This is a genomic window from Streptomyces sp. DSM 40868, assembly GCF_011820545.1.
In the GTDB taxonomy this organism is placed as follows: Bacteria; Actinomycetota; Actinomycetes; order Streptomycetales; family Streptomycetaceae; genus Streptomyces; species Streptomyces eurythermus.
In genome coordinates, this window is the sequence record NZ_CP050504.1 from 3,402,583 (window position 1) to 3,426,415 (window position 23,833).

27 protein-coding genes are annotated in these 23,833 nt (G+C 71.4%); 14 read left to right on the forward strand and 13 right to left on the reverse strand.

Features of this window, described 5'->3' with window-relative positions:
* Positions 1-50: 50 nt before the first annotated feature.
* Positions 51-725 carry a DUF2637 domain-containing protein gene (locus HB370_RS15315; RefSeq protein WP_244405531.1) on the reverse strand — a complete coding sequence of 225 codons (675 nt, stop codon included), beginning with the start codon at positions 723-725 and terminating at the stop codon, positions 51-53.
* Positions 726-740: 15 nt separating this feature from the next.
* Entirely contained in the window at positions 741-992 is a 252-nt protein-coding gene (locus tag HB370_RS15320) for a hypothetical protein (protein WP_030782250.1), read from the reverse strand.
* A 329-nt stretch (positions 993-1,321) separates the two neighbouring features.
* On the opposite strand from HB370_RS15320, the gene HB370_RS15325 reads away from it, so the two are divergent.
* The 5 genes from HB370_RS15325 (at position 1,322) to rbsD (ending at position 7,200) form a co-directional block, all read left to right on the forward strand.
* Complete coding sequence (locus HB370_RS15325) at positions 1,322-2,347, forward strand: LacI family DNA-binding transcriptional regulator (protein WP_030782251.1); 1,026 nt, start codon at positions 1,322-1,324, stop codon at positions 2,345-2,347.
* A complete protein-coding gene (locus HB370_RS15330; RefSeq protein WP_030782252.1) occupies positions 2,344-3,885 on the forward strand; it encodes a sugar ABC transporter ATP-binding protein in 1,542 nt (513 codons plus the stop codon). Before HB370_RS15325 ends, HB370_RS15330 begins: the two co-directional genes overlap by 4 nt.
* Positions 3,875-5,824, forward strand: coding sequence for a substrate-binding domain-containing protein (locus HB370_RS15335; protein WP_030782253.1), 1,950 nt, complete (start codon positions 3,875-3,877; stop codon positions 5,822-5,824). The genes HB370_RS15330 and HB370_RS15335 overlap by 11 nt, the downstream gene beginning before the upstream one ends.
* A gap of 87 nt (positions 5,825-5,911) precedes the next feature.
* Positions 5,912-6,814 carry a ribokinase gene (locus HB370_RS15340; RefSeq protein ID WP_030782254.1) on the forward strand — a complete coding sequence of 301 codons (903 nt, stop codon included), beginning with the start codon at positions 5,912-5,914 and terminating at the stop codon, positions 6,812-6,814.
* A complete protein-coding gene (gene rbsD / locus HB370_RS15345) occupies positions 6,811-7,200 on the forward strand; it encodes a D-ribose pyranase (protein WP_030782257.1) in 390 nt (129 codons plus the stop codon). The genes HB370_RS15340 and rbsD overlap by 4 nt, the downstream gene beginning before the upstream one ends.
* Before the next feature lie 109 nt (positions 7,201-7,309).
* Here the strand turns inward: rbsD and HB370_RS15350 are convergent, their stop codons facing one another.
* On the reverse strand, positions 7,310-8,131 hold the full coding sequence (locus HB370_RS15350; protein ID WP_078637513.1) for a LysR family transcriptional regulator: 822 nt from the start codon (positions 8,129-8,131) through the stop codon (positions 7,310-7,312).
* Between the two features lie 116 nt (positions 8,132-8,247).
* On the opposite strand from HB370_RS15350, the gene HB370_RS15355 reads away from it, so the two are divergent.
* Positions 8,248-8,598, forward strand: a complete 351-nt coding sequence (locus HB370_RS15355; protein ID WP_030782260.1) for a DoxX family protein — start codon at positions 8,248-8,250, stop codon at positions 8,596-8,598.
* 20 nt (positions 8,599-8,618) lie between these two features.
* Here the strand turns inward: HB370_RS15355 and HB370_RS15360 are convergent, their stop codons facing one another.
* From HB370_RS15360 to HB370_RS15370, 3 genes are read right to left on the reverse strand one after another with little or no spacing between them, the layout of a single operon-like run.
* A complete protein-coding gene (locus tag HB370_RS15360; RefSeq protein ID WP_078637514.1) occupies positions 8,619-9,158 on the reverse strand; it encodes a GNAT family N-acetyltransferase in 540 nt (179 codons plus the stop codon).
* Between the two features lie 4 nt (positions 9,159-9,162).
* Positions 9,163-9,474 (reverse strand): hypothetical protein, encoded by a 312-nt coding sequence (locus HB370_RS15365; protein ID WP_030782266.1) that lies wholly within the window; start codon positions 9,472-9,474, stop codon positions 9,163-9,165.
* Positions 9,471-9,674 (reverse strand): hypothetical protein, encoded by a 204-nt coding sequence (locus HB370_RS15370; RefSeq protein ID WP_157855566.1) that lies wholly within the window; start codon positions 9,672-9,674, stop codon positions 9,471-9,473. The genes HB370_RS15365 and HB370_RS15370 overlap by 4 nt, the downstream gene beginning before the upstream one ends.
* A gap of 128 nt (positions 9,675-9,802) precedes the next feature.
* Here HB370_RS15370 and HB370_RS15375 point away from each other — a divergent pair, with 128 nt between their 5' ends.
* From HB370_RS15375 to HB370_RS15385, 3 genes are read left to right on the forward strand one after another with little or no spacing between them, the layout of a single operon-like run.
* The gene (locus HB370_RS15375) at positions 9,803-10,630 is read left to right on the forward strand and encodes a helix-turn-helix transcriptional regulator (RefSeq protein WP_030782272.1); all 828 of its coding nucleotides are present in this window, start codon (positions 9,803-9,805) and stop codon (positions 10,628-10,630) included.
* On the forward strand, positions 10,617-10,847 hold the full coding sequence (locus HB370_RS15380) for a DUF397 domain-containing protein (protein WP_030782276.1): 231 nt from the start codon (positions 10,617-10,619) through the stop codon (positions 10,845-10,847). The genes HB370_RS15375 and HB370_RS15380 overlap by 14 nt, the downstream gene beginning before the upstream one ends.
* On the forward strand, positions 10,847-11,746 hold the full coding sequence (locus HB370_RS15385; protein ID WP_030782280.1) for a fructosamine kinase family protein: 900 nt from the start codon (positions 10,847-10,849) through the stop codon (positions 11,744-11,746). Before HB370_RS15380 ends, HB370_RS15385 begins: the two co-directional genes overlap by 1 nt.
* 18 nt (positions 11,747-11,764) lie before the next feature.
* On the opposite strand, the gene HB370_RS15390 is transcribed toward HB370_RS15385, so the two are convergent.
* On the reverse strand, positions 11,765-12,199 hold the full coding sequence (locus HB370_RS15390) for an Rrf2 family transcriptional regulator (protein WP_030782282.1): 435 nt from the start codon (positions 12,197-12,199) through the stop codon (positions 11,765-11,767).
* A 127-nt stretch (positions 12,200-12,326) separates the two neighbouring features.
* Here HB370_RS15390 and HB370_RS15395 point away from each other — a divergent pair, with 127 nt between their 5' ends.
* Positions 12,327-13,082: an SDR family oxidoreductase gene (locus HB370_RS15395; RefSeq protein ID WP_030782284.1), complete on the forward strand. Its 756-nt coding sequence runs from the start codon at positions 12,327-12,329 to the stop codon at positions 13,080-13,082.
* A gap of 3 nt (positions 13,083-13,085) precedes the next feature.
* On the opposite strand, the gene HB370_RS15400 is transcribed toward HB370_RS15395, so the two are convergent.
* Positions 13,086-13,514 (reverse strand): ArsI/CadI family heavy metal resistance metalloenzyme, encoded by a 429-nt coding sequence (locus HB370_RS15400; RefSeq protein WP_037701559.1) that lies wholly within the window; start codon positions 13,512-13,514, stop codon positions 13,086-13,088.
* Positions 13,515-13,591: 77 nt separating this feature from the next.
* On the opposite strand from HB370_RS15400, the gene HB370_RS15405 reads away from it, so the two are divergent.
* From HB370_RS15405 to HB370_RS15415, 3 genes are read left to right on the forward strand one after another with little or no spacing between them, the layout of a single operon-like run.
* Positions 13,592-13,999 (forward strand): metalloregulator ArsR/SmtB family transcription factor, encoded by a 408-nt coding sequence (locus tag HB370_RS15405; protein WP_030782288.1) that lies wholly within the window; start codon positions 13,592-13,594, stop codon positions 13,997-13,999.
* Entirely contained in the window at positions 13,996-15,093 is a 1,098-nt protein-coding gene (gene arsB, locus HB370_RS15410) for an ACR3 family arsenite efflux transporter (protein WP_030782290.1), read from the forward strand. The genes HB370_RS15405 and arsB overlap by 4 nt, the downstream gene beginning before the upstream one ends.
* A gap of 1 nt (position 15,094) precedes the next feature.
* Positions 15,095-15,517 carry an arsenate reductase ArsC gene (locus tag HB370_RS15415; protein ID WP_030782292.1) on the forward strand — a complete coding sequence of 141 codons (423 nt, stop codon included), beginning with the start codon at positions 15,095-15,097 and terminating at the stop codon, positions 15,515-15,517.
* Positions 15,518-15,665: 148 nt separating this feature from the next.
* Here HB370_RS15415 and HB370_RS15420 read toward each other — a convergent pair whose 3' ends face one another.
* The 5 genes from HB370_RS15420 to HB370_RS15440 form a co-directional block, all read right to left on the reverse strand.
* The gene (locus HB370_RS15420; RefSeq protein ID WP_051815647.1) at positions 15,666-16,286 is read right to left on the reverse strand and encodes a hypothetical protein; all 621 of its coding nucleotides are present in this window, start codon (positions 16,284-16,286) and stop codon (positions 15,666-15,668) included.
* A gap of 291 nt (positions 16,287-16,577) precedes the next feature.
* Positions 16,578-19,241 carry a hypothetical protein gene (locus HB370_RS15425; RefSeq protein ID WP_157855567.1) on the reverse strand — a complete coding sequence of 888 codons (2,664 nt, stop codon included), beginning with the start codon at positions 19,239-19,241 and terminating at the stop codon, positions 16,578-16,580.
* Positions 19,242-19,341: 100 nt separating this feature from the next.
* Positions 19,342-20,175: a sugar phosphate isomerase/epimerase family protein gene (locus HB370_RS15430; RefSeq protein WP_030782300.1), complete on the reverse strand. Its 834-nt coding sequence runs from the start codon at positions 20,173-20,175 to the stop codon at positions 19,342-19,344.
* A complete protein-coding gene (locus HB370_RS15435; protein ID WP_030782304.1) occupies positions 20,172-21,323 on the reverse strand; it encodes a dihydrodipicolinate synthase family protein in 1,152 nt (383 codons plus the stop codon). The genes HB370_RS15430 and HB370_RS15435 overlap by 4 nt, the downstream gene beginning before the upstream one ends.
* Positions 21,320-22,471, reverse strand: a complete 1,152-nt coding sequence (locus HB370_RS15440; protein WP_030782309.1) for a Gfo/Idh/MocA family oxidoreductase — start codon at positions 22,469-22,471, stop codon at positions 21,320-21,322. The genes HB370_RS15435 and HB370_RS15440 overlap by 4 nt, the downstream gene beginning before the upstream one ends.
* Positions 22,472-22,738: 267 nt before the next feature.
* Here HB370_RS15440 and HB370_RS15445 point away from each other — a divergent pair, with 267 nt between their 5' ends.
* Positions 22,739-23,788 (forward strand): LacI family DNA-binding transcriptional regulator, encoded by a 1,050-nt coding sequence (locus HB370_RS15445; RefSeq protein ID WP_030782314.1) that lies wholly within the window; start codon positions 22,739-22,741, stop codon positions 23,786-23,788.
* Positions 23,789-23,833: the final 45 nt, after the last annotated feature.

The following is a 23,833-nucleotide window of genomic DNA, read 5'->3' on the forward strand; positions in this document are numbered from 1 at the left end:
GGTCTGGCCTCTGCCGGTCCGGCCCGGGTGGCTGGCGCAACGGTTCTGCGTTATCTGCCGTGCCGGGGTTTTTCCTGGCTCTGGGGCAGCGTCAAGGTGATCTGGCGGATCAATTGCTGGAAGCAGGCCAGGGACGCGAACGCCGGGAGCGCGGCCCCTGCGATTCCGGTGACCGTTCGGTCGGCCTGGGCTACGCACAGGATCATCGCGACCGAGGAAAACAGCACAACGATGCACCACGAGTGCACAGCCCGGCGCTGATGCAGGGCATTTCGCAGGATGGAGAGAGACGCCGCCATCCAGGGGCCGTACACGAGAAGGGGCCACCAGGCGATCATTCCGCCGTTCACGCCCGGGGTGGCATTTCGCAGGGGGCCGTACGCCGCAATTCCGCCGAATACGCTGACCATCGCCACCAGGACGGACACGAACGCGGCGATCACAAAGCTGCCGGCCCGCATCCACTTGATGTGATTTCTCGGGACGCGCCTCTTTCGGTGCGTCGTCCCCGCGAAGTCGACGCCGGGTGCGGGCTCGGTGCGCGGTGGGGGGACCGTGGCGGCCGTCTGCTCCAGCGGCGTGGTGCCCTGCAGCAGGTTGGCGAGTTCTTCCGCCGGGTCCCAGTAGGCGTCCGGCGGCACCAGCACGTCGCCCCGGGGGTACGGGGCCGCGTCCGCGTACCATTCCGGGTGCGTAAAAGGTGAGCCAGTATATTTCTGGGTCATAAGGATCCTCCCCCGTCAGACGGTGTCGCCGGTGTTTTTCTGAGCGCTCCATCGCTCGTCGAGTTCCCTCTGGACCGCCTCCAGCAGAACGAGGAATTCGTCGAGCAGCGCCCCCACCGCGCGCACGTGATCTTCGCGCGCCTCGAGCGGGGCTCCGACTCCGCCAGGTGGGTGCATTGTTGGACTGAATGTCAGCAAACTGCCCGTCGACTGGCTATCCTTCCCCGTGTCCCGGTGCAGCAGGCCGTGGAACCTCGTCGTCGTCATATTCGGGCTAACGCCACCCCCTCTCCTCCAGATGCGCGGCAAAAGAGTGAACGCGGCATCCGGAAAACGTTACGGAGAGCGTTTTTTCATTTCTGTCGATCCGTCTGGGTGCGCTCCGGCTCCGCCCACCTGCGCGTCCGCTCCACCCGCCTGCGCGTCGGCGGTCCCGGCCGGGTGGCGGCTCCTTCCGCGCCGGTCACTCCGTCACCCGCCGCACGGTCACGATTGGGTTTCGGCCAACCCCACCCCCTTGCCCCCGCCCCGTGTAATCGTTTCCAATCCTCCTACCGCAGGGATGTAATCGATTCCACGAGGAGGTGGAGCCGGCGATGGCGAGCATCAAGGATGTCGCCGCTTCGGCGGGGGTGTCCGTGGCCACCGTGTCACGCGTCTTGAACGGCCATCCGTCCGTCAGCGCCGACGCCCGCGAGCGGGTGCTGGCCGCCGTGGCCGCCCTCGGGTACCGGCCCAACGCCGTCGCCCGGTCCCTGCGGACCGATCAGACCCACACCCTCGGGCTCGTCATCAGCGACGTGCTGAATCCCTACTTCACCGAACTGGCGCGGTCCGTCGAGGAAGAGGCCCGCGCGCTCGGGTACAGCGTCATCATCGGGAACGCCGACGAGCGGCCCGAGTTGCAGGACCACCACGTACGGAATCTGCTGGACCGGCGGATCGACGGGCTGCTGGTGTCGCCTACGGACGGCGGGTCGCCGCTCATGCTCGACGCCGCTCGGGCGGGGACCCCGATGGTGTTCGTCGACCGGTGGATCCCCGGCGTGGACGTGCCCGTCGTACGGGCCGACGGGCGGGCCGCCGTACGGGATCTCGTGGCGCATCTGTACGGCCTCGGGCACCGGCGGCTCGCCATCATCGCCGGGCCCGCCGCCACCACCACCGGCAGTGAGCGTGTCGAGGCCTTCCGGGCCGCCCTCGCCGAGTACGGGCTGCCGCTGCCCGACGCCCGCATAGGCCAGGGCGACTTCCAGGCCGAGAGCGGGCGGCGGGTCACCGAGGGGTTCCTGGATCTGCCCGAGCCGCCCGACGTCGTCTTCGCCGCCGACAACCTGATGGCGCTCGGCGCGCTGGACGCCGTACGCGCCCGCGGTCTGCGGGTGCCCGACGACATCGCGCTGGCCGCGTTCGACGACATCCCGTGGTTCGTGCACACCGATCCGCCGGTCACCGCGATCGCCCAGCCCACCGGTGAGCTGGGGCGGGCCGCCGTACGCGCGCTGGTCGACCGGATCGAGGGGCGTACCCCGCGCTCCGTCACGCTGCCCGCCCGGCTCGTCGTACGCCGCTCGTGCGGTGAGCCCCCCACCCCCTCCCCAGTGCAAAGGAGCACGACGTGAGCAACCCGGACGAGTTGCTGCGCATCGAGGGCATACGGAAGACCTTCCCCGGCGTGGTCGCGCTCGACGGCGTCGACTTCGATCTGCGCCGGGGCGAGGTCCATGTGCTGCTCGGTGAGAACGGGGCCGGCAAGAGCACGCTGATCAAGATGCTCTCCGGTGCCTACACCCCCGACGCCGGCCGGATTCTGGTGGGCGGTGAGGAGGTGCGCGTCCACGGGGCGCAGGACGCCGAACGGCTCGGGATCGCCACCATCTACCAGGAGTTCAACCTGGTGCCCGATCTGACCGTCGCCGAGAACATCTTCCTCGGGCGGCAGCCGCGCCGCTTCGGGATGATCGACCGGAAGCGGATGGAGGACGACGCCGCGACGCTGCTGAAGCGGGTCGGGGTCGACGTGTCGCCCCGGGCGCGGGTGCGGGACCTCGGGATCGCCCGGCTCCAGATGGTGGAGATCGCCAAGGCGCTCAGCCTGAACGCGCGCGTGCTCATCATGGACGAGCCGACCGCCGTGCTCACCTCGGAGGAGGTGGAGAAGCTCTTCGCCATCGTGCGGGGGCTGCGCGCCGACGGGGTGGGGATCGTGTTCATCACCCATCACCTGGAGGAGATCGGCGCCCTCGGCGACCGGGTCACCGTCATCCGGGACGGGAAGAGCGTCGGGCAGGTGCCCGCCTCCACTCCCGAGGACGAGCTGGTCCGGCTGATGGTGGGGCGGTCCATCGAGCAGCAGTATCCGCGGGAGCGGGCCGAGAAGGGCGCCCCGCTGCTGTCCGTGGAGGGGCTGGGCCGGGACGGTGTCTTCCACGACGTCAGCTTCGAGGTGCACGCCGGTGAGGTCGTCGGCATCGCGGGCCTGGTGGGCGCCGGGCGGACCGAGGTCGTGCGGGCGGTGTTCGGCGCCGATCCCTATGACCGCGGGGTCGTCCGGGTGGCCGGCACCGAGCTGCGGCGGCATGACGTGAACGCCGCGATGGACGCCGGGATCGGGCTCGTGCCGGAGGACCGCAAGGGGCAGGGGCTGGTGCTGGACGCCTCCGTCGAGGAGAACCTGGGGCTGGTGACGCTGCGCAAGGCCACCCGGGCCGGGCTCGTGGACCGCAAGGGACAGCGGGCCGCCGCCGAGCGGATCGCCGGGCAGCTCGGGGTGCGCATGGCGGGCCTCGGGCAGCAGGTGCGGACGCTGTCCGGCGGCAACCAGCAGAAGGTCGTCATCGGCAAGTGGCTGCTGGCCGACACGAAGGTGCTGATCCTGGACGAGCCGACGCGCGGGATCGACGTCGGCGCCAAGGTCGAGATCTACCAGCTGATCAACGAGCTGACGGCCGCCGGTGCCGCCGTGCTGATGATCTCCAGCGATCTGCCCGAGGTGCTCGGCATGAGCGACCGGGTGCTGGTGATGGCCCAGGGCCGGATCGCCGGCGAACTCCCCGCCGACCGGGCCACGCAGGACGCGGTGATGTCCCTCGCCGTCTCCACCCCCACCACCGAGAAGACCGAGACCGAGACCGAGAAGGAGGCCACCCGTGGCCACTGACACGCTCAAGAGCAGGTCGGGCGCGAGTGGCGCCCCGGGCGGCCTGCGCCGGCTGCTGCTGGACAACGGCGCGCTCACCGCGCTGATCGTCCTCGTCATCGCCCTGTCGGCGCTGTCGGGTGACTTCCTGACCACGGACAACCTGCTGAACATCGGCGTGCAGGCCGCCGTGACGGCCATCCTCGCCTTCGGTGTGACGTTCGTGATCGTCTCCGCGGGCATCGACCTGTCCGTGGGGTCGGTGGCCGCGCTGTCGGCGACCATGCTGGGCTGGAGCGCCACCTCGCACGGGGTGCCGGTCGCGCTCGCGGTGGTCCTGGCGGTCGCCACGGGTGTCGTCGCCGGTCTGGTGAACGGTTTCCTCATCGCCTACGGCAAGCTGCCGCCGTTCATCGCGACGCTGGCCATGCTGTCGGTGGGGCGCGGTCTGGCGCTGGTGATCTCGCAGGGCTCCCCCATCGCGTTCCCCGGCTCGGTCTCCCACCTCGGGGACACCCTCGGCGGCTGGCTGCCGGTGCCGGTGCTGGTCATGGTGGTGATGGGGCTCGTCGCGGCCGTGGTGCTCGGGCGGACGTACATCGGCCGGTCCATGTACGCGATCGGCGGCAACGAGGAGGCCGCGCGGCTGTCGGGCCTCAGGGTCAAGCGGCAGAAGCTCGCGATCTACGCCCTGTCCGGGCTGTTCGCCGCCGTCGCGGGCGTGGTGCTGGCCGCCCGGCTGTCCTCGGCGCAGCCGCAGGCCGCCGACGGCTACGAGCTGGACGCCATCGCCGCCGTCGTCATCGGCGGTGCCTCGCTGGCGGGCGGCACCGGCAAGGCGTCGGGCACGCTGATCGGCGCGCTGATCCTGGCCGTGCTGCGCAACGGGCTGAACCTGCTGTCCGTCTCGGCGTTCTGGCAGCAGGTCGTCATCGGTGTGGTGATCGCGCTGGCGGTGCTGCTGGACACCGTGCGCCGCAAGGCCGGTGCCGTCCCGGTGGCCGCCGGTGCGGGCGGGCCGAAGGGCAAGCAGGCGGTGACGTACGCGCTGGCGGCCGTGGTGACCGTGGCCGTGGTCGGCGCGACCTCGCTGCTGCACGGCGGTTCGTCCTCGTCGGCGAACCCTCGGCTGGGCCTGTCCCTGTCCACCCTGAACAACCCGTTCTTCGTGCAGATCCGGTCGGGCGCGCAGGCCGAGGCGCGGAAGCTGGGCGTGGACCTGACCGTGACCGACGCCCAGAACGACGCCTCCCAGCAGGCCAACCAGTTGCAGAACTTCACCAGTACGAACCTGGACGGGATCATCGTCAACCCGGTGGACTCGGACGCGGCGGGCAACTCGGTGAAGGCCGCCGGCAAGGCGGACATCCCCGTCGTCGCCGTGGACCGGGGTGTCAACCACGCCTCGGTGGCCACCCTGGTGGCGTCCGACAACGTGGCCGGCGGTGAGCTGGCCGCGAAGACCGTCGCCGAGAAGCTGGGCGGCCACGGGAAGATCGTCATCCTCCAGGGGCAGGCGGGCACCTCGGCGGCGCGCGAGCGGGCGGCCGGGTTCGCCAAGGGCCTGAAGGCGTACCCGGGCATCCGGGTGCTGGCCCAGCAGCCCGCCGACTTCGACCGCACCAAGGGGCTGGACGTGATGTCGAACCTGCTCCAGGCCCACCCGGACGTGCAGGGCGTCATCGCCGCCAACGACGAGATGGCCCTCGGCGCGATCAAGGCGCTCGGCTCCAAGGCGGGCAGGTCGGTGCAGGTCGTCGGCTTCGACGGCACCCCGGACGGGCTGACGGCGGTCAAGGGCGGCACGCTGTACGCGTCGGTCGCCCAGCAGCCCTCGCAGCTGGGCCGGATCGCCGTGGACAACGCCCTCAAGGCGGTCCGGGGCGAGAAGGTGGCGCCGACGGTGAAGGTGCCGGTGAAGGTGGTCACGAAGGACAACGTGGCCGGTTTCACCGGCTGACGGACCACAGCGGGCGGGCCGCCCCGGGGAGTTCCCTCGGGGCGGCCCGTCGAGGTCATCTCTCAGGGGAGTCAGGGGAGTCAACTGATGTACGACTACGACCTGCTGGTCGTCGGTTCGGCCAACGCGGACCTGGTGATCGGCGTGGAGCGGCGGCCGGCCGCGGGCGAGACGGTGCTCGGCGGCGATCTGGCCGTGCACCCGGGCGGCAAGGGCGCCAACCAGGCCGTCGCTGCGGCCCGGCTTCAGGCGCGTACGGCCCTGCTGGCGCGGGTGGGCGACGACGGCCACGGCCGGCTGCTGCTCGACTCCCTGCGCGCGGCCGGGGTGGACACGGTGGGCGTGCTGGTCGGCGGCGCCCCGACGGGGGTGGCGCTGATCACCGTGGATCCGTCCGGGGACAACAGCATCGTGGTGTCGCCGGGCGCCAACGGGCGGCTGCGCCCGGAGGACGTACGGACGGCGACGAGCCTGTTCCACGCCTCCCGGGTGGTGTCGGCGCAGCTGGAGATCCCGCTGGAGACGGTCGTGGAGGTGGTGCGGAACCTGGCGCCGGGCAGCCGCTTCGTGCTGAACCCGTCGCCGCCGCGCGAGCTGCCCACGGAGGTGCTGGCGGCCTGTGACCCGCTGATCGTGAACGAGCACGAGGCCCGGGTGATCCTCGGGGACGCCCGGGTGGGCGACGACCCGGCGGACTGGGCCCGGCTGCTGCTGGCCAAGGGGCCGCGCTCGGTGGTGGTCACGCTGGGCGCGCGCGGGGCGCTGGTGTGCGACGGTTCGGGGACGGCCCTGGTGCCGTCGGTGAAGGTGGACGCGGTGGACACGACCGGCGCGGGCGACGCGTTCACCGCCGCGCTGGCCTGGCGGCTGGGCGCGGGCGCGGGTCTGGCGGAGGCGGCGGCGTACGCGGCCCGGGTGGGTGCGGCGGCCGTCACGCGGCGGGGCGCGCAGGAGTCGTACCCGACGGCGGCGGAGGTCGAGGCGCTGTGAAGAAGGCGGGGATCCTGAACCGGCAGTTGTCCGGTGCGCTGGCCGGACTCGGGCACGGGCACGGGGTGCTGGTGTGCGACGCGGGGATGCCGATACCCGACGGGCCCCGGGTCGTGGACCTGGCGTTCCGGGCCGGGGTGCCGTCCTTCGCCGAGGTCCTGGACGGCCTGCTGGCCGAACTGGTGGTGGAGGGCGCCACGGCGGCGGAGGAGGTCCGCACGGCCAACCCGGCGGCGACGGCCCTGCTGGAAGGCCGCTTCCCTGACCTGGCCTACGTGCCGCACGAGCGCCTGAAGGATCTCTCGTCCGGCGCCCGGCTGATCGTCCGCACGGGCGAGGCCCGCCCGTACGCGAACGTGCTGCTGCGGTGCGGGGTGTTCTTCTGAGGCGACGGTGCCGGCCGGGTGATCAGCCGGTGCCGTCCTGCGCCCAGGGTCCGTCCAGGCAGCAGCGGACGAAGTCCTGGACGACGGGGTCGTTGTCGTCGGCGGCGGCCTAGGCGACCGCGACCCGGCTGGGGCCGACGCCGGTGACGGGGCGGTAGGTGATGCCGGGGCGGGCGTAGAAGCGGGCGGCGGACGCGGGGGCGAGGGCGATGCCGTAGCCGTTGGCGATGGCGCTGAGCCAGTCGTCCGGCTGGTCGGTGACGGCGCCGATGCGGACCGGGTGGCCTTCGCGTTCGTCGGTGGCGAGCCAGTGGTCCCGCCACCGGCCGGTTTCGGGCGGGGCGGCCACGAACGGCTCGTCCCACAGGTCCCGGAAGGGGATCGTGTCGCGTGCGGCGAGGGGGTGTCCCTCGGGGAGGGCTACCCAGCGGGGCTCGGTGAACAGCACCGCCGTCCGCAGGGCGTCCTGGCCGGAGAAGGGCAGCCGCAGCAGGGCCGCGTCGACCTCCCCCGCCGCGAGGCCGGCGCTCGGGTCCGACCAGGCGGCCTGCCGCATCTCCACCCGCCAGCCCGGCCGGCGCCGGGTGAACTCCGCGATGATGCGCGGGGTCGCCTCGTTGGCGGCGCTGGCCATGAAGCCGACCCGTAGCGAGCGGGCCGCCCGGCCGGCGGCGGCCCTGGTCTCCCGCAGTGCCTGGTCCCAGCCGGCCAGCAGGGCGGGCACGCGCTCGGACAGGGCCCGGCCCGCCTCCGTGAGGGTCATACCGGTACGGGACCGCGTGAACAGCCGTACGCCGAGCTGCGTCTCCAGCTGCCTGATCTGCTTGGTGAGGGCCGGCTGGGCCACGAACAGTCGTTCCGCGGCGCGGGTGAGGGTGCCCTCCTCCGCCACGGCGACGAAGGAGCGCAGCAGCCGCATGTCCACATCCATGCCCACAGGTTATGGAGGCGGGTATTGGACGCCGTCCAAGGGCGCGGAGAGGCTTGTCGTGGGGGGGAGTACCGGGCTCGCCGGACTCACGATGCGCTCGACTGGAGACGGGGCACATGTTCACCGCCTACGCGATCACCACCGCCGTCACCATCCTGGCCAACGCCGGAATCGCCCTCGCGGACCTCCTGCGGGCCGGGTTCGTCCTCGCCAACTCGGCCGAGGTCGGCGTCCCGCGGGCCTGGCTCCCGTGGCTCGGCGCGCTCAAGGCCGCCGGAGCCGCCGGCCTCCTCCTCGGGCTCGTGGGCGTCCCGGTCATCGGCGTCGCCGCGGCGACAGGGCTCGTCCTCTTCTTCGTCGGCGCCGTCGCCGCGCACATCCGTGCCCGGGTGTACTACAACATCGCCTTCCCCGGCACCTACCTGGCCCTGGCCGCCGCCTGCCTCGTCCTCGCCGTCGTGCGATAGGCGTCGCCCCGGCGAGCGGCTCACCGAGTGCGGGCGTACCGCTCCGCCGACAGCTCGAAGACCCGGACCCGCCGGCCGCCGGCGGGGGTCACGGTCTCCCGCTCCAGGCGCATCCCGAGTTTCGCCGTGATCCGTTCGGACGCCTCGTTGCCCACCTGGACGATGCTGAGGATCCGCTCCAGTCCCAGTTCCTCGAACCCGAACCGGACGGCGGCCGCGCCGGCCTCGGTGGCCAGGCCCTGCCCCCAGTGGGAACGGCCCAGCCGCCAGCCGACCTCGACCGCCGGCAGTACCTCCGGCAGGAAGTCGGGCACCGAGAAGCCGGTGAACCCGGCCAGCTCGCCGGTGGCCCGGACCTCCACGGCGAACAGGCCGAAGCCCCTTGTCTCCCACCCGGCGTCCCAGGCCCGGACCTTGTCGCGCGTCTGCTGTTCATCGAGGACGCTGCCGTCACGGATCCACCGCATGACCTCGGGGTCGGCGTTGACGGCGGCCATGGGCTCGATGTCCTCCTCGCGCCAGCGGCGCAGGACCAAACGGGGAGTCTCCAGCGTGATCATCCGGTCATTCTGGATCAGGGACAGGCAGCCGCGCTCCCCTGCTCTCCGCGACGCGCTTGACCTCCCGCAGGGATGTGGCCAGCTGCCGGGCGAGGTAGTGCAGTTCCCGGTCCGTCAGGCGGTGTTCGGTGAGGAGTTCGGCCGCGTGGTCGATCAGCTCCCCCGCCATCCCGAGCTGCACGCTCTCGATCTGGTCCGCGAGCCGGGACACGTATCCCGTGCCGTCGCCCAGCACATAGCAGGGCTTGCCCCCGTCACCGGTCCAGGGCAGCAGACGCCCGTCCGCCGACGGGTCGTCGTACGTCCGGTCGTTCATGCGTAGGTCTCCACCAGGTCGAGATACGGGCGGACGAGCGGGCTGTCCTCCCCGCGCAGGGGTGCCTCGCCCCTGCGGTACGCCGTGGGAGCGCCGACGTACGGGCACGAGTACGGGGACACGTCCGTGTACGGCGGGGGCGTGACCGGCCTACGGCGCCGACGCGACGGCCTGACCAGCCGGGCCAGGAGACGAACCATGCCGACCTGCTTTCTCACCTGCGGTGACTGCGTTGTGTGCTGATTTCCTCACAGAGTGGGGTCGGATGTGGCTACGCTGCCAGGGGCTGGGGGTTGACATTGCGCCTGTCACCAAGGGAGTTGGCCGGATGAGCGTTGTCCGCAGGCCGAAGACGCCGCGCGAGAAGTACGGGGAGGAGCTGAGGCTGCGTCGCATCGCGGCCGGGCTCACCCAGGAGCAACTGAGCGAGATCGTGGTCTGTTCACCGACGCTGATCAGTCACTGGGAGGCGGGGAGGAGGCTTCCCAAGCCGGATGACGCCCGTCGGATCGACCAGGCGTTGGGGACGGACGGGTTTTTCGAGAGGTGGCTGGAGGATTTGGAGGGCCAGTACTTCGCCCCTCGCTTCGCTGCCGCCCGCGAGCTGGAGCAACACGCGTCGCTGATCCAGTTGTTCGCGCTGACGCTCGTTCCCGGGTTGCTTCAGACACCGAGTTACGCACGGGCCGTGTTCACGGCCTACCACCCCAACTACACAGACGAGGAGCTTGACAGGGAAGTTGTCATTCGAACGAGTCGTGCCGAAATTCTTGAGGGACCGTCAGCTCCTGTCATTTGGACGCTGCTCGACGAGGCCGTGCTTCGCCGCCCGGTGGGTGGCCCTCACACCATGGGGGAACAGCTGGACAAAATCGCCGACATGGCCGAGGCGCGGCGGATTCGGCTTCATGTCCTTCCGTACCGGGTCGGAGCGCACTCGCTCATGACGAGCCTGCTCACTTTGATGAGCTTCGATGATTCCGCTCCAGTGGCGTACGTCGACGCGTTCGAAACCGGGCGACTGATCGATGATCCGTCGGTGGTGAGTTCCTGTCAGACGTCTTACGCTCTGGCGCTGAGCGACGCGTTGTCGCAGCAGGAGTCACTGGCCCTCGTCAGAGCCGCAGCGAAGGAACACGTACATGGTCGGCAGTGAGCGCACCATCCCCGACTCGTCCGCCCTCACCGGCTGGTACAAGTCGAGCTACAGCGACGGCAGCCAATCGGAATGCCTCGAAGTCGCTCGCGGCCACGCTCACGTACCCGTCCGCGACAGCAAAGCCGTCACCGGCCCCGCCGTGCTCTTCTCCCTGAACGGCTGGACCGAGTTCGTAACCGCCGTCAAGAAGGGCCAGCTCCCACCCGCCCAGTAATGAGCGCACCGTTCCAAAACCCGCCCAGCGCGCCGGAGATACTTGTCGAGCGGCTGCGTGAAGCAGGCTATGCAGCAGCCGCGGTGAAAGAGGCCACCGGTGGCGTGGTCGCCGTCGCGGGGCTGGTCACCCTCCAGGACGGCACTCAGGTTTTCGCGAAGACCATACTGGGGCCGGATTCCGACGTGTTCGCAGTCGAGTCCGCCGGCTTGGCCGAGCTGCGCAGCCGTGGAGGGGTGAACACGCCGGACGTGTTGTGCGTCTCTCCCCGGCTGCTCGTGCTCGAAAGAATGCGGCCTCGCCGGGACGACGAGCGCTTCTGGGAACAGCTCGCGCACATGGTCGCGGCCCTGCACACGTCCACCGTCGGCGAGCGGTTCGGCTGGCACCGCGACGGCTGGCTGGGACGCATGCGTCAGGACAACACCCGGGAGACGGACGGCCACGCGTTCTTCGCGGAACGGCGCGTGCTGCGCTGGCTGCCGGAGCCACTGGTCGAGGCCGCGTTCGACCGTGAGGAGCGCCGGGCCCTGGAACGGCTTTGCGCGTCCCTGCCCGAGCTGATCCCGCCCCAGCCCCCCTGTCTGACCCATGGCGACCTGTGGCGGGAGAACATCGTCGCCACCGGCGACGGTGCCCCCGTGCTCATCGACCCCGCGGTGTCCTACACCTGGCCGGAGGTCGACCTCAGCATGCTGTGGTGCTCGCCGCGCCCGGCCGCCGCGGACCGCTTCTTCGCCGCGTATCGGGAGATCGCCGGGCTTCAGGACGGCTGGGAGGCGCGCATGCCGGTCCTGCACCTTCGGGAACTCCTGAGCACGATCGCGCATGGTGACGACGACTGGGGCGCCGCCGAAGCGGTCCGGGAGATCGTGAGACCGTTCCGGAAGGCCCGGTGAACCTGTACGGCCGGAGCGCTAGCGAGCCGTCGCGAGTACGTCCCGGAGTACGTCCGCGAGGGTGACCCGGGCCAGTTCCTGTCTCAGGGTCTGCTCGATGGCCTCGTAGATGCCCTGCATCGTCGGCTGGATGCCTCGGCCCACCACGCATTCCTGGTCCGGGGTGGTGCGGTGCATGGCGAACAGCGGGCCGGGTTCCACCGCCTCGTACACGTCGAGCAGGGTCATCGACTCCAGCTCGCGCGCCAGCGACCAGCCCGCGCCCACGCCCCGCCGGGACTCCACGAGCCCGGCCCTGCGCAGTTCGCCGAGCAGCCGCCTGATCACCACCGGGTTGGTGTTCGCGCTGGTCGCGATCTGCTCGGAGGTGGCGACCTCGTGGCCCTGGCGCTGATAGAGGCCGATCCAGGCCAGCGCGTGGGCGGCGATGGTCAGCCTGCTGTTGGCGCTCATGGGTCCCTCTCTCGGCCGTGACGCTTCATGCTACGACCACGCTGTCGTAACACCTATGGTTGCGACAAGCTGTCGTAACAAATAATGTTGCGACTGCCACGAGGCATCGATCAACGAGGTGAGAAGAATGAGCAAGCCACTCACGGGCAAGGTCGCCCTGGTCACCGGAGGGTCGCGCGGACTGGGGGCCGCGACCGTACGGCTGCTGGCCGAGCAGGGCGCCGACGTCGCCTTCACCTACGTCAGCTCCGAGGAGCGGGCTCGGGCCGTCGTGGACGAGGTGCTCGCCAAGGGGGTCAAGGCCGTCGCCTTCCAGGCCGACCAGGCGGACACGAGCCGGGCGCCGGCGCTGATCGACGACGTGGTCGCGCACTTCGGCGGCCTGGACATCCTCGTCAACAACGCGGCGATCTCGGTGGAGCAGGGCCGCACGGTGGACGACCCGGACGCCGACACCGCCGCGCTGGACCGGATGCACGCCACCAACTACCTCGGCGTGATCGCCGTCATCCGGGCCGCCTCCCGGGTGCTGCGCACGGGCGGCCGCGTCATCACGGTGAGTTCCGGCCTGGGCTCCCGGGTCGGCGCACCCGGCCTCGCCGACTACGCGGCGACCAAGGCCGGGATCGAGCGGTACACCATGGGCGTCGCACGCGACCTCGGGCCCCGGGACATCACGGCCAACGTCGTGGAGGCCGGACTGATGGAGGGCGGCATGCAGCCGCCGGACCCGGAGACCCTCAACGCACTGCTGAACTCGCTGTCCCTGCGACGCATGGGGCACCCCGACGAAATAGCCGCGGCGATCGCCTTCCTGGCGAGCCCCGCCGCGTCGTACGTCACGGGCGCGGTGCTGGACGCCCACGGCGGCTACAACGCCTGAACCTCAGCGGACCGGGCAGCAGCCGTCACCGTTCGGCTCGGCCCGGGCGCTCTTGCCGAGGGTGTCGGCGTCGCCCTTGACGACGTAGACCTCCCAGGGCTCCCGGCCGGGGCCGTGGACCCAGACCTTGTCCTGGAGGGCGTAGCAGCAGGAGGTGTCGTTCTCCTCGAACGCGGCCAGGCCGGCGTCCTTGAGGCGTCCGGCCGCCGCGGTGACCTGGCCGGCGGACTCGACCTCGACGCCGAGATGGTCCAGCCGGGTCTCCTGGCCGGGCTCACCCTCGATGAGGACGAGCTTGAGCGGGGGTTCGGCGATGGCGAAGTTGGCATAGCCCTCGCGCCGCTTGGCCGGTTCGGCGCCGAACAGCTTCGAGTAGAAGGCGATCGACGCCTCCAGGTCACTGACCCGCAGGGCGAGCTGAACTCGGGGCATGACAGTCTCCATCCGCTTGTATTGATGTCCGTCGATGCAACATTGCGCGCTGGATCGAAGACTGTCAACATAGACGTATGTCAAAGCAAGAGCTTGTGATGCTGGAGGGGACCGGCGGGGCCGACGCGTGCTGCCCGGGGCTGCTGACCGCCCCGCTGGACGAGGAACAGGCCGCCGACCTGGCGAGGGTCTTCAAGGCGCTCGGTGATCCGGTCCGGCTGCGGCTGCTGTCGATGATCGCCTCGAAGGCGGGCGGCGAGGTCTGCGTGTGCGACCTGACCCCGGCCTTCGACCTGTCGCAGCCGACCATCTCGCACCACCTCAAGCTGCTGCGGCAGGCCGGTCTGATCGACTGCGAGCGGCGCGGGACGTGGGTGTACTACTGGCTGCTGCCGGAGACGACCGACCGCCTCGCGGGCCTCCTGACCCGCCCCGCCGGCACCCCGCTGCCCGACCGCGGCGAGAGGGCGGGTGCCGGCTCGTGAGCACCGCCGCACCCGAGCGGAGCGTGGCCGGACGGCTGTCGTTCCTCGACCGCTACCTGGCCGTGTGGATCCTCGCCGCCATGGCCGTCGGCCTCGGCCTGGGCCGTCTGGTCCCGGGCCTCGGCGACGCGCTGGCCACCGTGACGGTGAGCGGGGTGTCCCTGCCGATCGCGCTCGGCCTGCTCGTGATGATGTACCCGGTGCTGGCCAAGGTCCGCTACGACCGGCTCGGCACCGTGACGCGGGACCGGCGCCTGCTGCTGCCTTCGCTGCTGCTGAACTGGGTCATCGGCCCGGCCCTCATGTTCGCGCTGGCCTGGCTGTTCCTGGCGGACCTGCCCGAGTACCGCACCGGGCTGATCATCGTCGGTCTCGCCCGCTGCATCGCCATGGTCGTCATCTGGAACGACCTGGCGTGCGGGCACCGGGAAGCGGCTGCCGTCCTGGTCGCGCTCAACTCCGTGTTCCAGGTGATCGCGTTCTCCGCGCTCGGCTGGTTCTACCTCCAGGTCCTGCCCGGCTGGCTCGGCCTGGAACGGACCGGACTCGACGTGAGCGTGTGGGAGATCGCCCGCAGCGTGCTGGTCTTCCTCGGCATCCCGCTCGCGGCCGGCTACCTGACCCGCCGCGTCGGCGAGAAGCTCAAGGGCCGTGCCTGGTACGAGGCGGAGCTGATCCCGCGCATCGGCCCGTTCGCCCTGTACGGCCTGCTGTTCACGATCGTCGTCCTCTTCGCCCTCCAGGGCGACGCCATCACCGGCCGGCCGCTCGACGTGGCCCGCATCGCGCTGCCGCTGCTGGTCTACTTCGCGCTCATGTGGGCGGGGTCCATGCTGCTGGGCAGGGCCGTCGGGCTCGACCACCCGCGGGCCACCACGCTCGCCTTCACCGCCGCGGGCAACAACTTCGAGCTGGCCATCGCCGTCGCCATCGCCACCTTCGGCGCCTCCTCGGGACAGGCCCTGGCCGGCGTCGTCGGACCGCTCATCGAAGTACCCGTACTGATCGGACTGGTCTACGTGGCCCTGTACGCGCGCCGCTACTTCACCGGCCCGGCCGCCCCCGCACCACTGGAAGAGCCCACCCATGCCTGACATGCCCGACACCCCGCGGCAGCCGTCCGTGCTGTTCGTCTGCGTCCACAACGCCGGACGCTCGCAGATGGCCGCCGCCTTCCTCACCCACCTCGCCGGTGACCGCGTACGGGTGCGCTCCGCGGGTTCCGCCCCGGCCGACACGGTCAACCCGGCCGTGGCCGAAGCGCTCGCCGAGGTCGGCATCGACATCTCCGCCGAGGTGCCCAAGGTGCTCACCGTGGAAGCCGTACAGGCTTCCGACGTCGTCATCACCATGGGCTGCGGCGACACCTGCCCCGTCTTCCCCGGCAAGCGCTACCTCGACTGGCGGCTCCCCGACCCGGCCGGCCAGGGCGTCGACGCCGTCCGTCCCATCCGCGACGAGATCGAGGAACGCGTCCGCGCCCTGATCGCCGAGATCGCACCGCCGGCCCGCGCGTGAACGGCACCCTGGACGTCACGCGTCCAGCAGTGCTTCGTCAGGTTCCGGGTCTGGTTCTGCTGGTCGGCAGAGGCCGGCCGCAGGGTGAGGAAAGTGCCTCTGCCGGGCTGCGGTCCGCCCGTCCGCCGAGTGCCGCGGGTGCAGCCGGTCAGCCGCGGTCCTTCGCCTGGCCGTTCTTCGCCAGCCGGGCGATCCGCGCGGCGGCCTGTCCGATCCTCGACGCCTCGACGCGCAGCGACTCGGTGTCGGAGGAGCCCCTCTCCAACCCGTCGGTGACGTCCGAGAGCAGTGCGGCGATGTCCTGGAGGAGGGTGGCCAGGTCCCCGAGCGCGCCGGGAACGTCTCCCTGTTCCAGGCGCTCCTCGGCACTGGCGTAGGGGTCGGCGGGCAGCAGGTCCCGGCGGACGGCCACGGCCGCCCGGGCGTCGGGGGTGCTGTCGAAGGGGATGCACACCGTCCCGAGCTCCAGGCCGGGCTCCATGGCGGCGTCCTCGGTCTCGACGGCCGAGGCCACCCCGACGATGCGTGGGGTGACGGTGAGGAGCTGCTGCTTCAGGCGTTCGTCCGGGTCCCAGCGGACGTGCTCGTCGAGCCAGAGGGGCAGCTCAGGAGGGAGTCGCGCGAGCAGGCTCGCGAGGGCGCCGACGCTGTCGAGCATCGGATGGGCCGCGACGGTGGCGGCCAGGCGCTGCTCTTCACCGGGGGCGGGCGTCTCGCGGGGGCCGGGAGCACGGTCGGTGGGGACCGGCCGGCGGTGGGTGTCGGACATGGGTGTTCCCTCGGATGGGCCGGGCCGGAGTGCGCCCGGCGTCGATGACACCCTAGAAGTGCTTCGTCGGGGCCCGGGCCGGGGTCTGGTCCTGCTGGTCGGCAGAGACCGGCCGCAGGGTGGGGAAGGCCGGGCGGCGGTGACGAGGTGACGTCGTGGTGCCGGCCGCGCCAGGTGCGGACCTTCGAAGTGGTCCGCAGCCTCACGCGCTTCCTCCGGGTGACCCGACGGCCGTCGCTCCGCTCCAGGGACCCAGCGTGTCGGTCATGCCTTTGACAGCCGTTCCGGAGCTTACTGATCGGTCGGGCACTCGTACTGCTGGTGCGGTCCCCAGTGGGTGTAGTCCTCCCCTGGTGTGAGGGTGAAGGCTCCGCACACGAGGACGGGTACGGGGTTCCCCCTGTCGAAGTGGCGGAGGATGATCACCGGCTTGTTCTGGGGATCGGCGTCACCGGGGACGTAGCGGAGTGCTCCGCTCGCTCCTACCCGGTTCATACCGTTGTAGAGGGTGTTCTGGACGAGTTCGCTGGTCACCGTCAGATCGCTGGTGGCCACGGTGGAAGCCGCCTTGGCCATGAGGGTGATCGCGTCCCGGCCCTGGGCGGCGTGGCCGTCGTTGCTCCACAGATCGTTCTTCCAGGCGGCCGCGTATGCCTCGCTGAATTCCCTCGCCGTCTGGGTGCGCCGCTTGTCGCCCACGGGCAGGGCGTGCGCGGTGTGGTAGAGCCGCAGTCTGTCACCGCCGGGGAATTCGCCGGCCAGGGCGGCGTTGGTCAGTTCGTTGCCGCCGAGTACGGTCAGGTGCCGGCTGCTGCAGCCGGTGCCCTGGTTGAACTCCTTGAGGAACGATCTGAAGTCCTCCGCGCGTGCCGCCCAGTACAGCAGGGTCCGGTCGCGCAACTGGGCGCACACGGCTGTGGCGACCTGGGAGATGTCGCCGGTGCTCAGGTCGGGGACCTGCGCCGGGACGGCGGACGCGTTCGTCTGGTAGTAGGCCACGTTGTAGGGGCGGGCGTGGGTGAGCTTCTCGAATTGCGCGCCGAATTGTTCGCCCAGCTCGTTGCTGTACAGGTCGCTGGGGTCCCGTACCACTACCGCGGCCCGCGCCGTGTGGCAGTCGTCGGAGTCGTCCCCGACGACCGCCCCGTACTTGGCGAAGGCGGCCTCCACGGCGGTCTCCCTGCTGTTGACCGGGGAGATGCGATGGACGAACCCGGAGTTGCGGCTGGGAAGCATGGCATTGGCGGTCGAGGTGCTGACGATCACCGGAATCCGCGCCGCGGTCAGCTCGGAGATCGCCTTCCTGCTCTCCGTCCGGCTTTCCGAGAACCCCACCACGCCGATGACGTCCCGGTCCTCGGCAGCCTTCCGGACGATCTGCCGCGCCACATCGGCCGCGTGCTCGAACCGCACGCCCGCGTCCAGCGCGTCGACCTTCAGCCAGACCCCGTGTTTCGGATCGCTCTGGGCAGTCCTGTTCGCCTCCCGCTGACCCAGGGCGATACCGCGAAGCTCCGGAAGTCCCGAGCCGAACCGGGTGTTGCCGCGACTCGCCCCCAGATAGACGACCGTACGCACGTGCCCGGCGGGCGCCTGCTCGTCGACCCACCGGTTCTCCTCGGTGATCATCCGGCGGGCCTGCGCGTACTCCTCGGGTGCGGCAGGGGACGCGGGGACCGGCGGTGCGGACGCCCCCGGGTTCTGGTTCCCGCCGAGACACGGCGTGGAGCTGTGTCCGCGGGAAGGGAGACCTGTCATCACCAGCCAGGCGGTCACAGCCAACGCGGCGGTCAGCGCCGTGAGCTCGACGGCAAGTTCGCCGCCGGCCCGGGCGACCGGCCGGAAATACGGCACCGGCAAGGGAGGCACCGGCGCTCCGGGCACGGGGAGCGCCTCCGACAGGCGTGCCGTCTGCCGCTCGGGCGTGCGCTGCGGCCTCCACTGCGCGGCGACATCGGCCAGGCTCTTCGCGCCATCGCCGACGCCCCGCGTGCCCGCCACCAGGACGACCGATGCGTAGGGAATCACCCCGCAGGCGTCCTCGTACGCCTTCAGGAAACGGTCGAAGACCTCCCGCTGACCGCTGTCGGCGGGAGGTGACAGCAGTACGACACACCGGGTCCTCCGGCGCCGGCGGTAGGGCCGCAGCCGCCCGGGACGGTTGGCGTGCCTCAGATCCGACAGCAGCGCGGCCCACAACGCCCGCTCCATCAGCTCGGCCTTCTCGCGGTCCTCGGCGTCGCGCAGGCGACGGCGCCAGGCGATGGCCGTGTCGAAGAACCGCCCGGCCTCCGGGTGCGCCTCCCTGCCCCGCGCGAAGGCCCACCAGGGAAACCTCTTCGCCTGGCGCAGCAGCCGCCGGTCGCGGCGGAGCGTCCACAGCCACCGGGGCAGGAAGTAGAACAGCGGTACGGGAAGCAGGATGAAGAGGAAGTCCCGCAGTCCCCGGCCGGCGCTGAGGTCCGGCTGCTGTCCCCCGGCCAGCCAGCGCAACGCCATGAAACCCTTGTGACGGTCACACAGCCTTTCGTACGCGTAGTCGCGGAGCCTGATCGCGGCTTCCCTGCCCCCGCCCTGGCCGGCGTCGTGATTCCAGTCGAGCAGGCTCTTCAGCAGCGCGACCTCGGGCAGCCGCAGCCGCCCGACGCCGTCCAGCTCCGCCCTTTCCAGTTGGTGGATCACCTCGTCGCACAGGGTCCGGTCCGGACCGGCGACGAGGTGGTCCGGCTCGATCAGCGCGTGCCGGGCGCCCCTGTGCGCGACGTCGGGACACACGTACGCCGCCAGCTCCCTGATGGCGACGGCCGCGGGGTCCGGATCACCGCCGGCGGCCCGGTCACCGCACAGCACCACCGCGGGTAACGCGCCCTGTCGCTCCATGCGGTGGGTTCGCCGGGGCTCCGGCCGCACTGCGGCCTTGAACGCCTCGACGAACGTCGTTCCCTCTTCAGGCATGGCCCACCAAGTCCCCCGGAAACCAATGGTGTTGGCGGACCATACTCCGTATACACCCCGCGCCCAATCCCCCGGAAGGGTCGTACGGGAGCGGACTTCGTCAGCTCACATGCGCGAGGAAACGCTCCGCCGTCTCCGCCAGCACCTCCCGTCCGTCCCTCGCCCACAACTCCTCGTTGAACAGCTCCACTTCGATGGGCCCGGTGTAACCGGCCGCCTCCACGTAGCCCTTCCATTCGCGCATGTCGATCGCCCCGTCGCCGATCTGGCCGCGGCCGTTGAGGACGCCCTCGGGGAGCGGGGTGGTCCAGTCGGCGAGCTGGAAGGTGTGGATGCGGCCCCCCGCGCCGGCGCGGGCGATCTGGGCGGGGGCCTGGTCGTCCCACCAGATGTGGTACGTGTCGACGGCCACCCCGACCTGGTCCGCCGGGAAGCGTTCGGCCAGGTCCAGGGCCTGGGTGAGGGTGGAGACCACGCAGCGGTCGGCCGCGTACATGGGGTGCAGGGGCTCGATGGCGAGGCGTACGCCGCGGTCGGCCGCGTACGGTGCCAGGACGGCGAGGGCGTCGGCGATGCGTTCGCGGGCGCCGTGCAGGTCCTTGCTGAACAGCGGGAGGCCGCCGGAGACGAGGACCAGGGTGTCCGTGCCGAGCGCGGCGGCCTCCTCGATGGCCGCGTGGTTGTCGCCCAGCGCCTCCATCCGCTCGACCGGTTCGGTCGCCGTGAGGAAGCCGCCCCGGCACAGCGTCGTCACCGTCAGGCCCGCGTCACGGACCAGCTTGGCGGCCGCCTCCACGCCGTACGCCTGGACCGGTTCCCGCCACAGGCCCACGTGGGTGATGCCCAACCGGACGCAGGCGTCGACCAGTTCGGGAAGGGACAGCTGCTTGACCGTCATCTGGTTGACGGAGAAGCGGGCGAGGTCGGGGTTCATCGGGTCACTCCGTACAGCGACAGCAGGGTCCTCATGCGTTCCTCGGCCAGTTTGGGGTCGGGGAACAGGCCCAGGGTGTCGGCGAGTTCGTAGGCGCGGGCCAGGTGCGTGAGGGAGCGGGCCGACTGGAGGCCGCCGACCATCGCGAAGTGGTCCTGGTGGCCCGCGAGCCAGGCGAGGAGGACCACTCCCGTCTTGTAGAAGCGGGTCGGTGGCCGGAACAGGTGGCGGGACAGCTCCACCGTGGGATCCAGCAGGGCGCGGAAGCCCTGGACGTCACCGGTGTCCAGGACCCGTACCGCCCGCGCCGCCAGCGGGCCGAGCGGGTCGAAGATGCCGAGCAGGGCGTGGCTGAAGCCCTGCTCGTCGCCCGCGATCAGCTCGGGGTAGTGGAAGTCGTCCCCGGTGTAGCAGCGCACGCCCTGCGGCAGGCGGCGCCGGAGGGCGACCTCGCGGCCGGCGTCCAGCAGGGAGATCTTCACGCCGTCGACCTTGTCCGGGTGGGCGGCGATGACCTCCAGGAAGGTGCCGGTGGCCGTGTCCAGGTCGGACGAGCCCCAGTAGCCCTCCAGGGCCGGGTCGAACATCGGGCCCAGCCAGTGCAGGATCACCGGCTCGGCGGCCTGGCGCAGCAGATGGCCGTAGATCTCCAGGTAGTCCTCGGGGCCGCGGGCGGCGGCGGCCAGGGCGCGGGAGGCCATGACGATGGCCTGGGCGCCCGCCTCCTCGACCACGGCGAGCTGCTCCTCGTAGGCCGCGCGGATCTCGGCGAGGTTGCCGGCGGGCAGCTGGTCGGTGCCGACGCCGCAGGCGATCCGGCCGCCCACGGCACGGGCCTCCGCCGCGCTGCGCCGGATCAGTTCGGCCGCGCCCGCCCAGTCCAGGCCCATGCCGCGCTGGGCGGTGTCCATCGCCTCGGCGACACCGAGCCCGTGGGACCACAGGTGGCGGCGGAAGGCGAGGGTGGCGTCCCAGTCGACGGCGGCGGGCGAGTCGGGCGTGACGTCGGCGAAGGGGTCGGCGACGACGTGGGCCGCCGAGAAGACCGTACGGGAGGTGAAGGGGGTGCCGGGCGTGAAGGCGAGCGGCTCGGTGCGGGGCTCGTAGGCGCGCAGGGTGCCGTCGGCGGCGGGGAGGTGGAGGGTCACAGCGAGATCTCCGGGACGTCGACGCGGCGGCCCTCGGCGGAGGACCTGAGGCCCAGTTCGGCGAGCTGGACACCGCGGGCGCCGGCCAGCAGGTCCCAGTGGTAGGGGGCGTCGGCGTAGACGTGCTTGAGGAACAGCTCCCACTGGGCCTTGAACCCGTTGTCGAACTCGGTGTTGTCGGGCACCTCCTGCCACTGGTCGCGGAAGACCTCGGTGGCGGGGATGTCCGGGTTCCACACCGGCTTCGGGGTGGCGCTGCGGTGCTGGACGCGGCAGCTGCGCAGACCGGCCACGGCCGACCCCTCCGTGCCGTCGACCTGGAACTCCACCAGTTCGTCACGGTGGACGCGCACGGCCCACGAGGAGTTGATCTGGGCGACGGCGCCGCCCTCCAGCTCGAAGATGCCGTACGCGGCGTCGTCGGCGGTGGCGTCGTAGGGCTTGCCCTGCTCGTCCCAGCGCTGCGGGATGTGCGTGGTGGCCAGCGCCTGGACGGACGTCACCCGGCCGAACAGCTCGTGCAGCACGTACTCCCAGTGCGGGAACATGTCGACGACGATGCCGCCGCCGTCCTGGGCGCGGTAGTTCCAGGAGGGACGCTGGGCGGGCTGCCAGTCGCCCTCGAAGACCCAGTAGCCGAACTCGCCGCGCACGGAGAGGATCCGGCCGAAGAAGCCGCCGTCGATGAGGCGCTTCAGCTTCAGCAGGCCCGGCAGGAAGATCTTGTCCTGGACGACACCGTGCTTGACGCCCTTGTCGTGGGCGAGGCGGGCCAGCCCGAGCGCGCCGTCCAGGCCGGTGGCGGTGGGCTTCTCGGTGTAGATGTGCTTGCCGGCCGCGATCGCCTTGGCGATGGCCTCCTCGCGGGCGGAGGTGACCTGTGCGTCGAAGTAGATGTCGACGGACGGGTCCGCGAGGACGGCGTCGAGGTCGGTGGAGACGTGGTCGAGGCCGTGCCGGCCGGCGATCTCCCGCAGGGCGTGCTCGCGGCGGCCGAGCAGGATCGGTTCGGGCCACAGCACGGTGCCGTCGCCGAGGTCGAGTCCGCCCTGCTCGCGCAGGGCGAGGATGGACCGGACGAGGTGCTGTCGGTAGCCCATGCGCCCGGTCACGCCGTTCATGGCGATTCGCACCGTCTTGCGTGTCACGTGAGTCCCTTTCGTGGGCCGGTGTAGCAAGCGCTTTCTACAAGGTGAGAAGCTAGCCTCTGGACGTGGTCTGTACAAGACCGCGGCCGGGTGGCCCCTGTACAAGACCGCGGCCGGGTGGTCTCCGTACAGGGCCGCTGCCCGGCCGAGTTGTTCGAGGGGGCGAACAAGCGGGGTGCCCGGGCCGTAAGGTCTGCTCGGAACCAGGACACCGACCTGGTTGTCTACGAGGGCGTACGACACGACGCGTGACCGGAGGACGACGAGATGACCGTGACCCTGGCGGACGTGGCGGCCCGCGCCCAGGTCTCCCCCGCGACGGTGTCGCGCGTACTGAACGGCAACTACCCGGTCGCCGCCGCCACCCGGGAGCGGGTGCTGCGGGCGGTCGACGAACTGGACTACGTCCTCAACGGCCCGGCCAGCGCGCTCGCCGCGGCCACCTCCGACCTGGTCGGCATCCTCGTCAACGACATCGCCGACCCCTTCTTCGGGATCATGGCGAGCGCGATCCAGGGCGAGATCGGCGGGCCGGGCGGGCGCGCCGGCGGGGAACGGCTGGCGGTCGTCTGCAACACCGGCGGGTCGCCCGAGCGGGAGCTGACCTATCTGACGCTGCTCCAGCGGCAGCGGGCCGCGGCCGTGGTGCTGACCGGCGGGGCCGTGGAGGACGCGCCGCACGCGGCGGCGGTCGCGGCGAAGCTGCGCAAGCTCGCGGACGCCGGGACCCGGGTGGTGCTGTGCGGGCGCCCGCCGGCGCCGGACACCGACGCCGTCGCGCTCACCTTCGACAACCGGGGCGGCGCCCGCGCGCTGACCGCCCATCTGCTCGGCCTCGGCCACCGCCGGCTGGGCTACATCGCCGGGCCCGTGGAGCGTACGACCACCCGGCACCGCCTGGAGGGTCACCGGGCCGCGCTCGCGGCGGCGGGCGTCGAGGAGGACCCGCGCTGGACGGTGTACGGCCGCTACGACCGCCGGTCCGGCCACGAGGCCACGCTGGAGCTGCTGCGCCGGGATCCGTCCCTGACGGCGATCGTCGCCGCGAACGACTCCGTCGCCCTCGGCGCGTGCGCCGCGCTGCGCGAGTCCGGGCTGCGCATCCCCGAGGACGTCTCGGTGGCCGGCTTCGACGACCTTCCCTTCAGCATCGACGCGGTCCCCTCCCTGACGACGGTCCGCCTGCCCCTCGCGGAGGCGGGCGCCCGCGCGGGCCGCGTCGCCATGGGCCGCGAGGAGCCCCCGCCGGGCGGGATCGCCTCGGTGCGGGGGGAGTTGATGGTGCGGGGGTCCACGGGGGTGCCTCGGGTGTCTTGAGGGTGGTGCGTGGTCTCCGGGGGCGCCGGTGCACGGTCCCGGTGG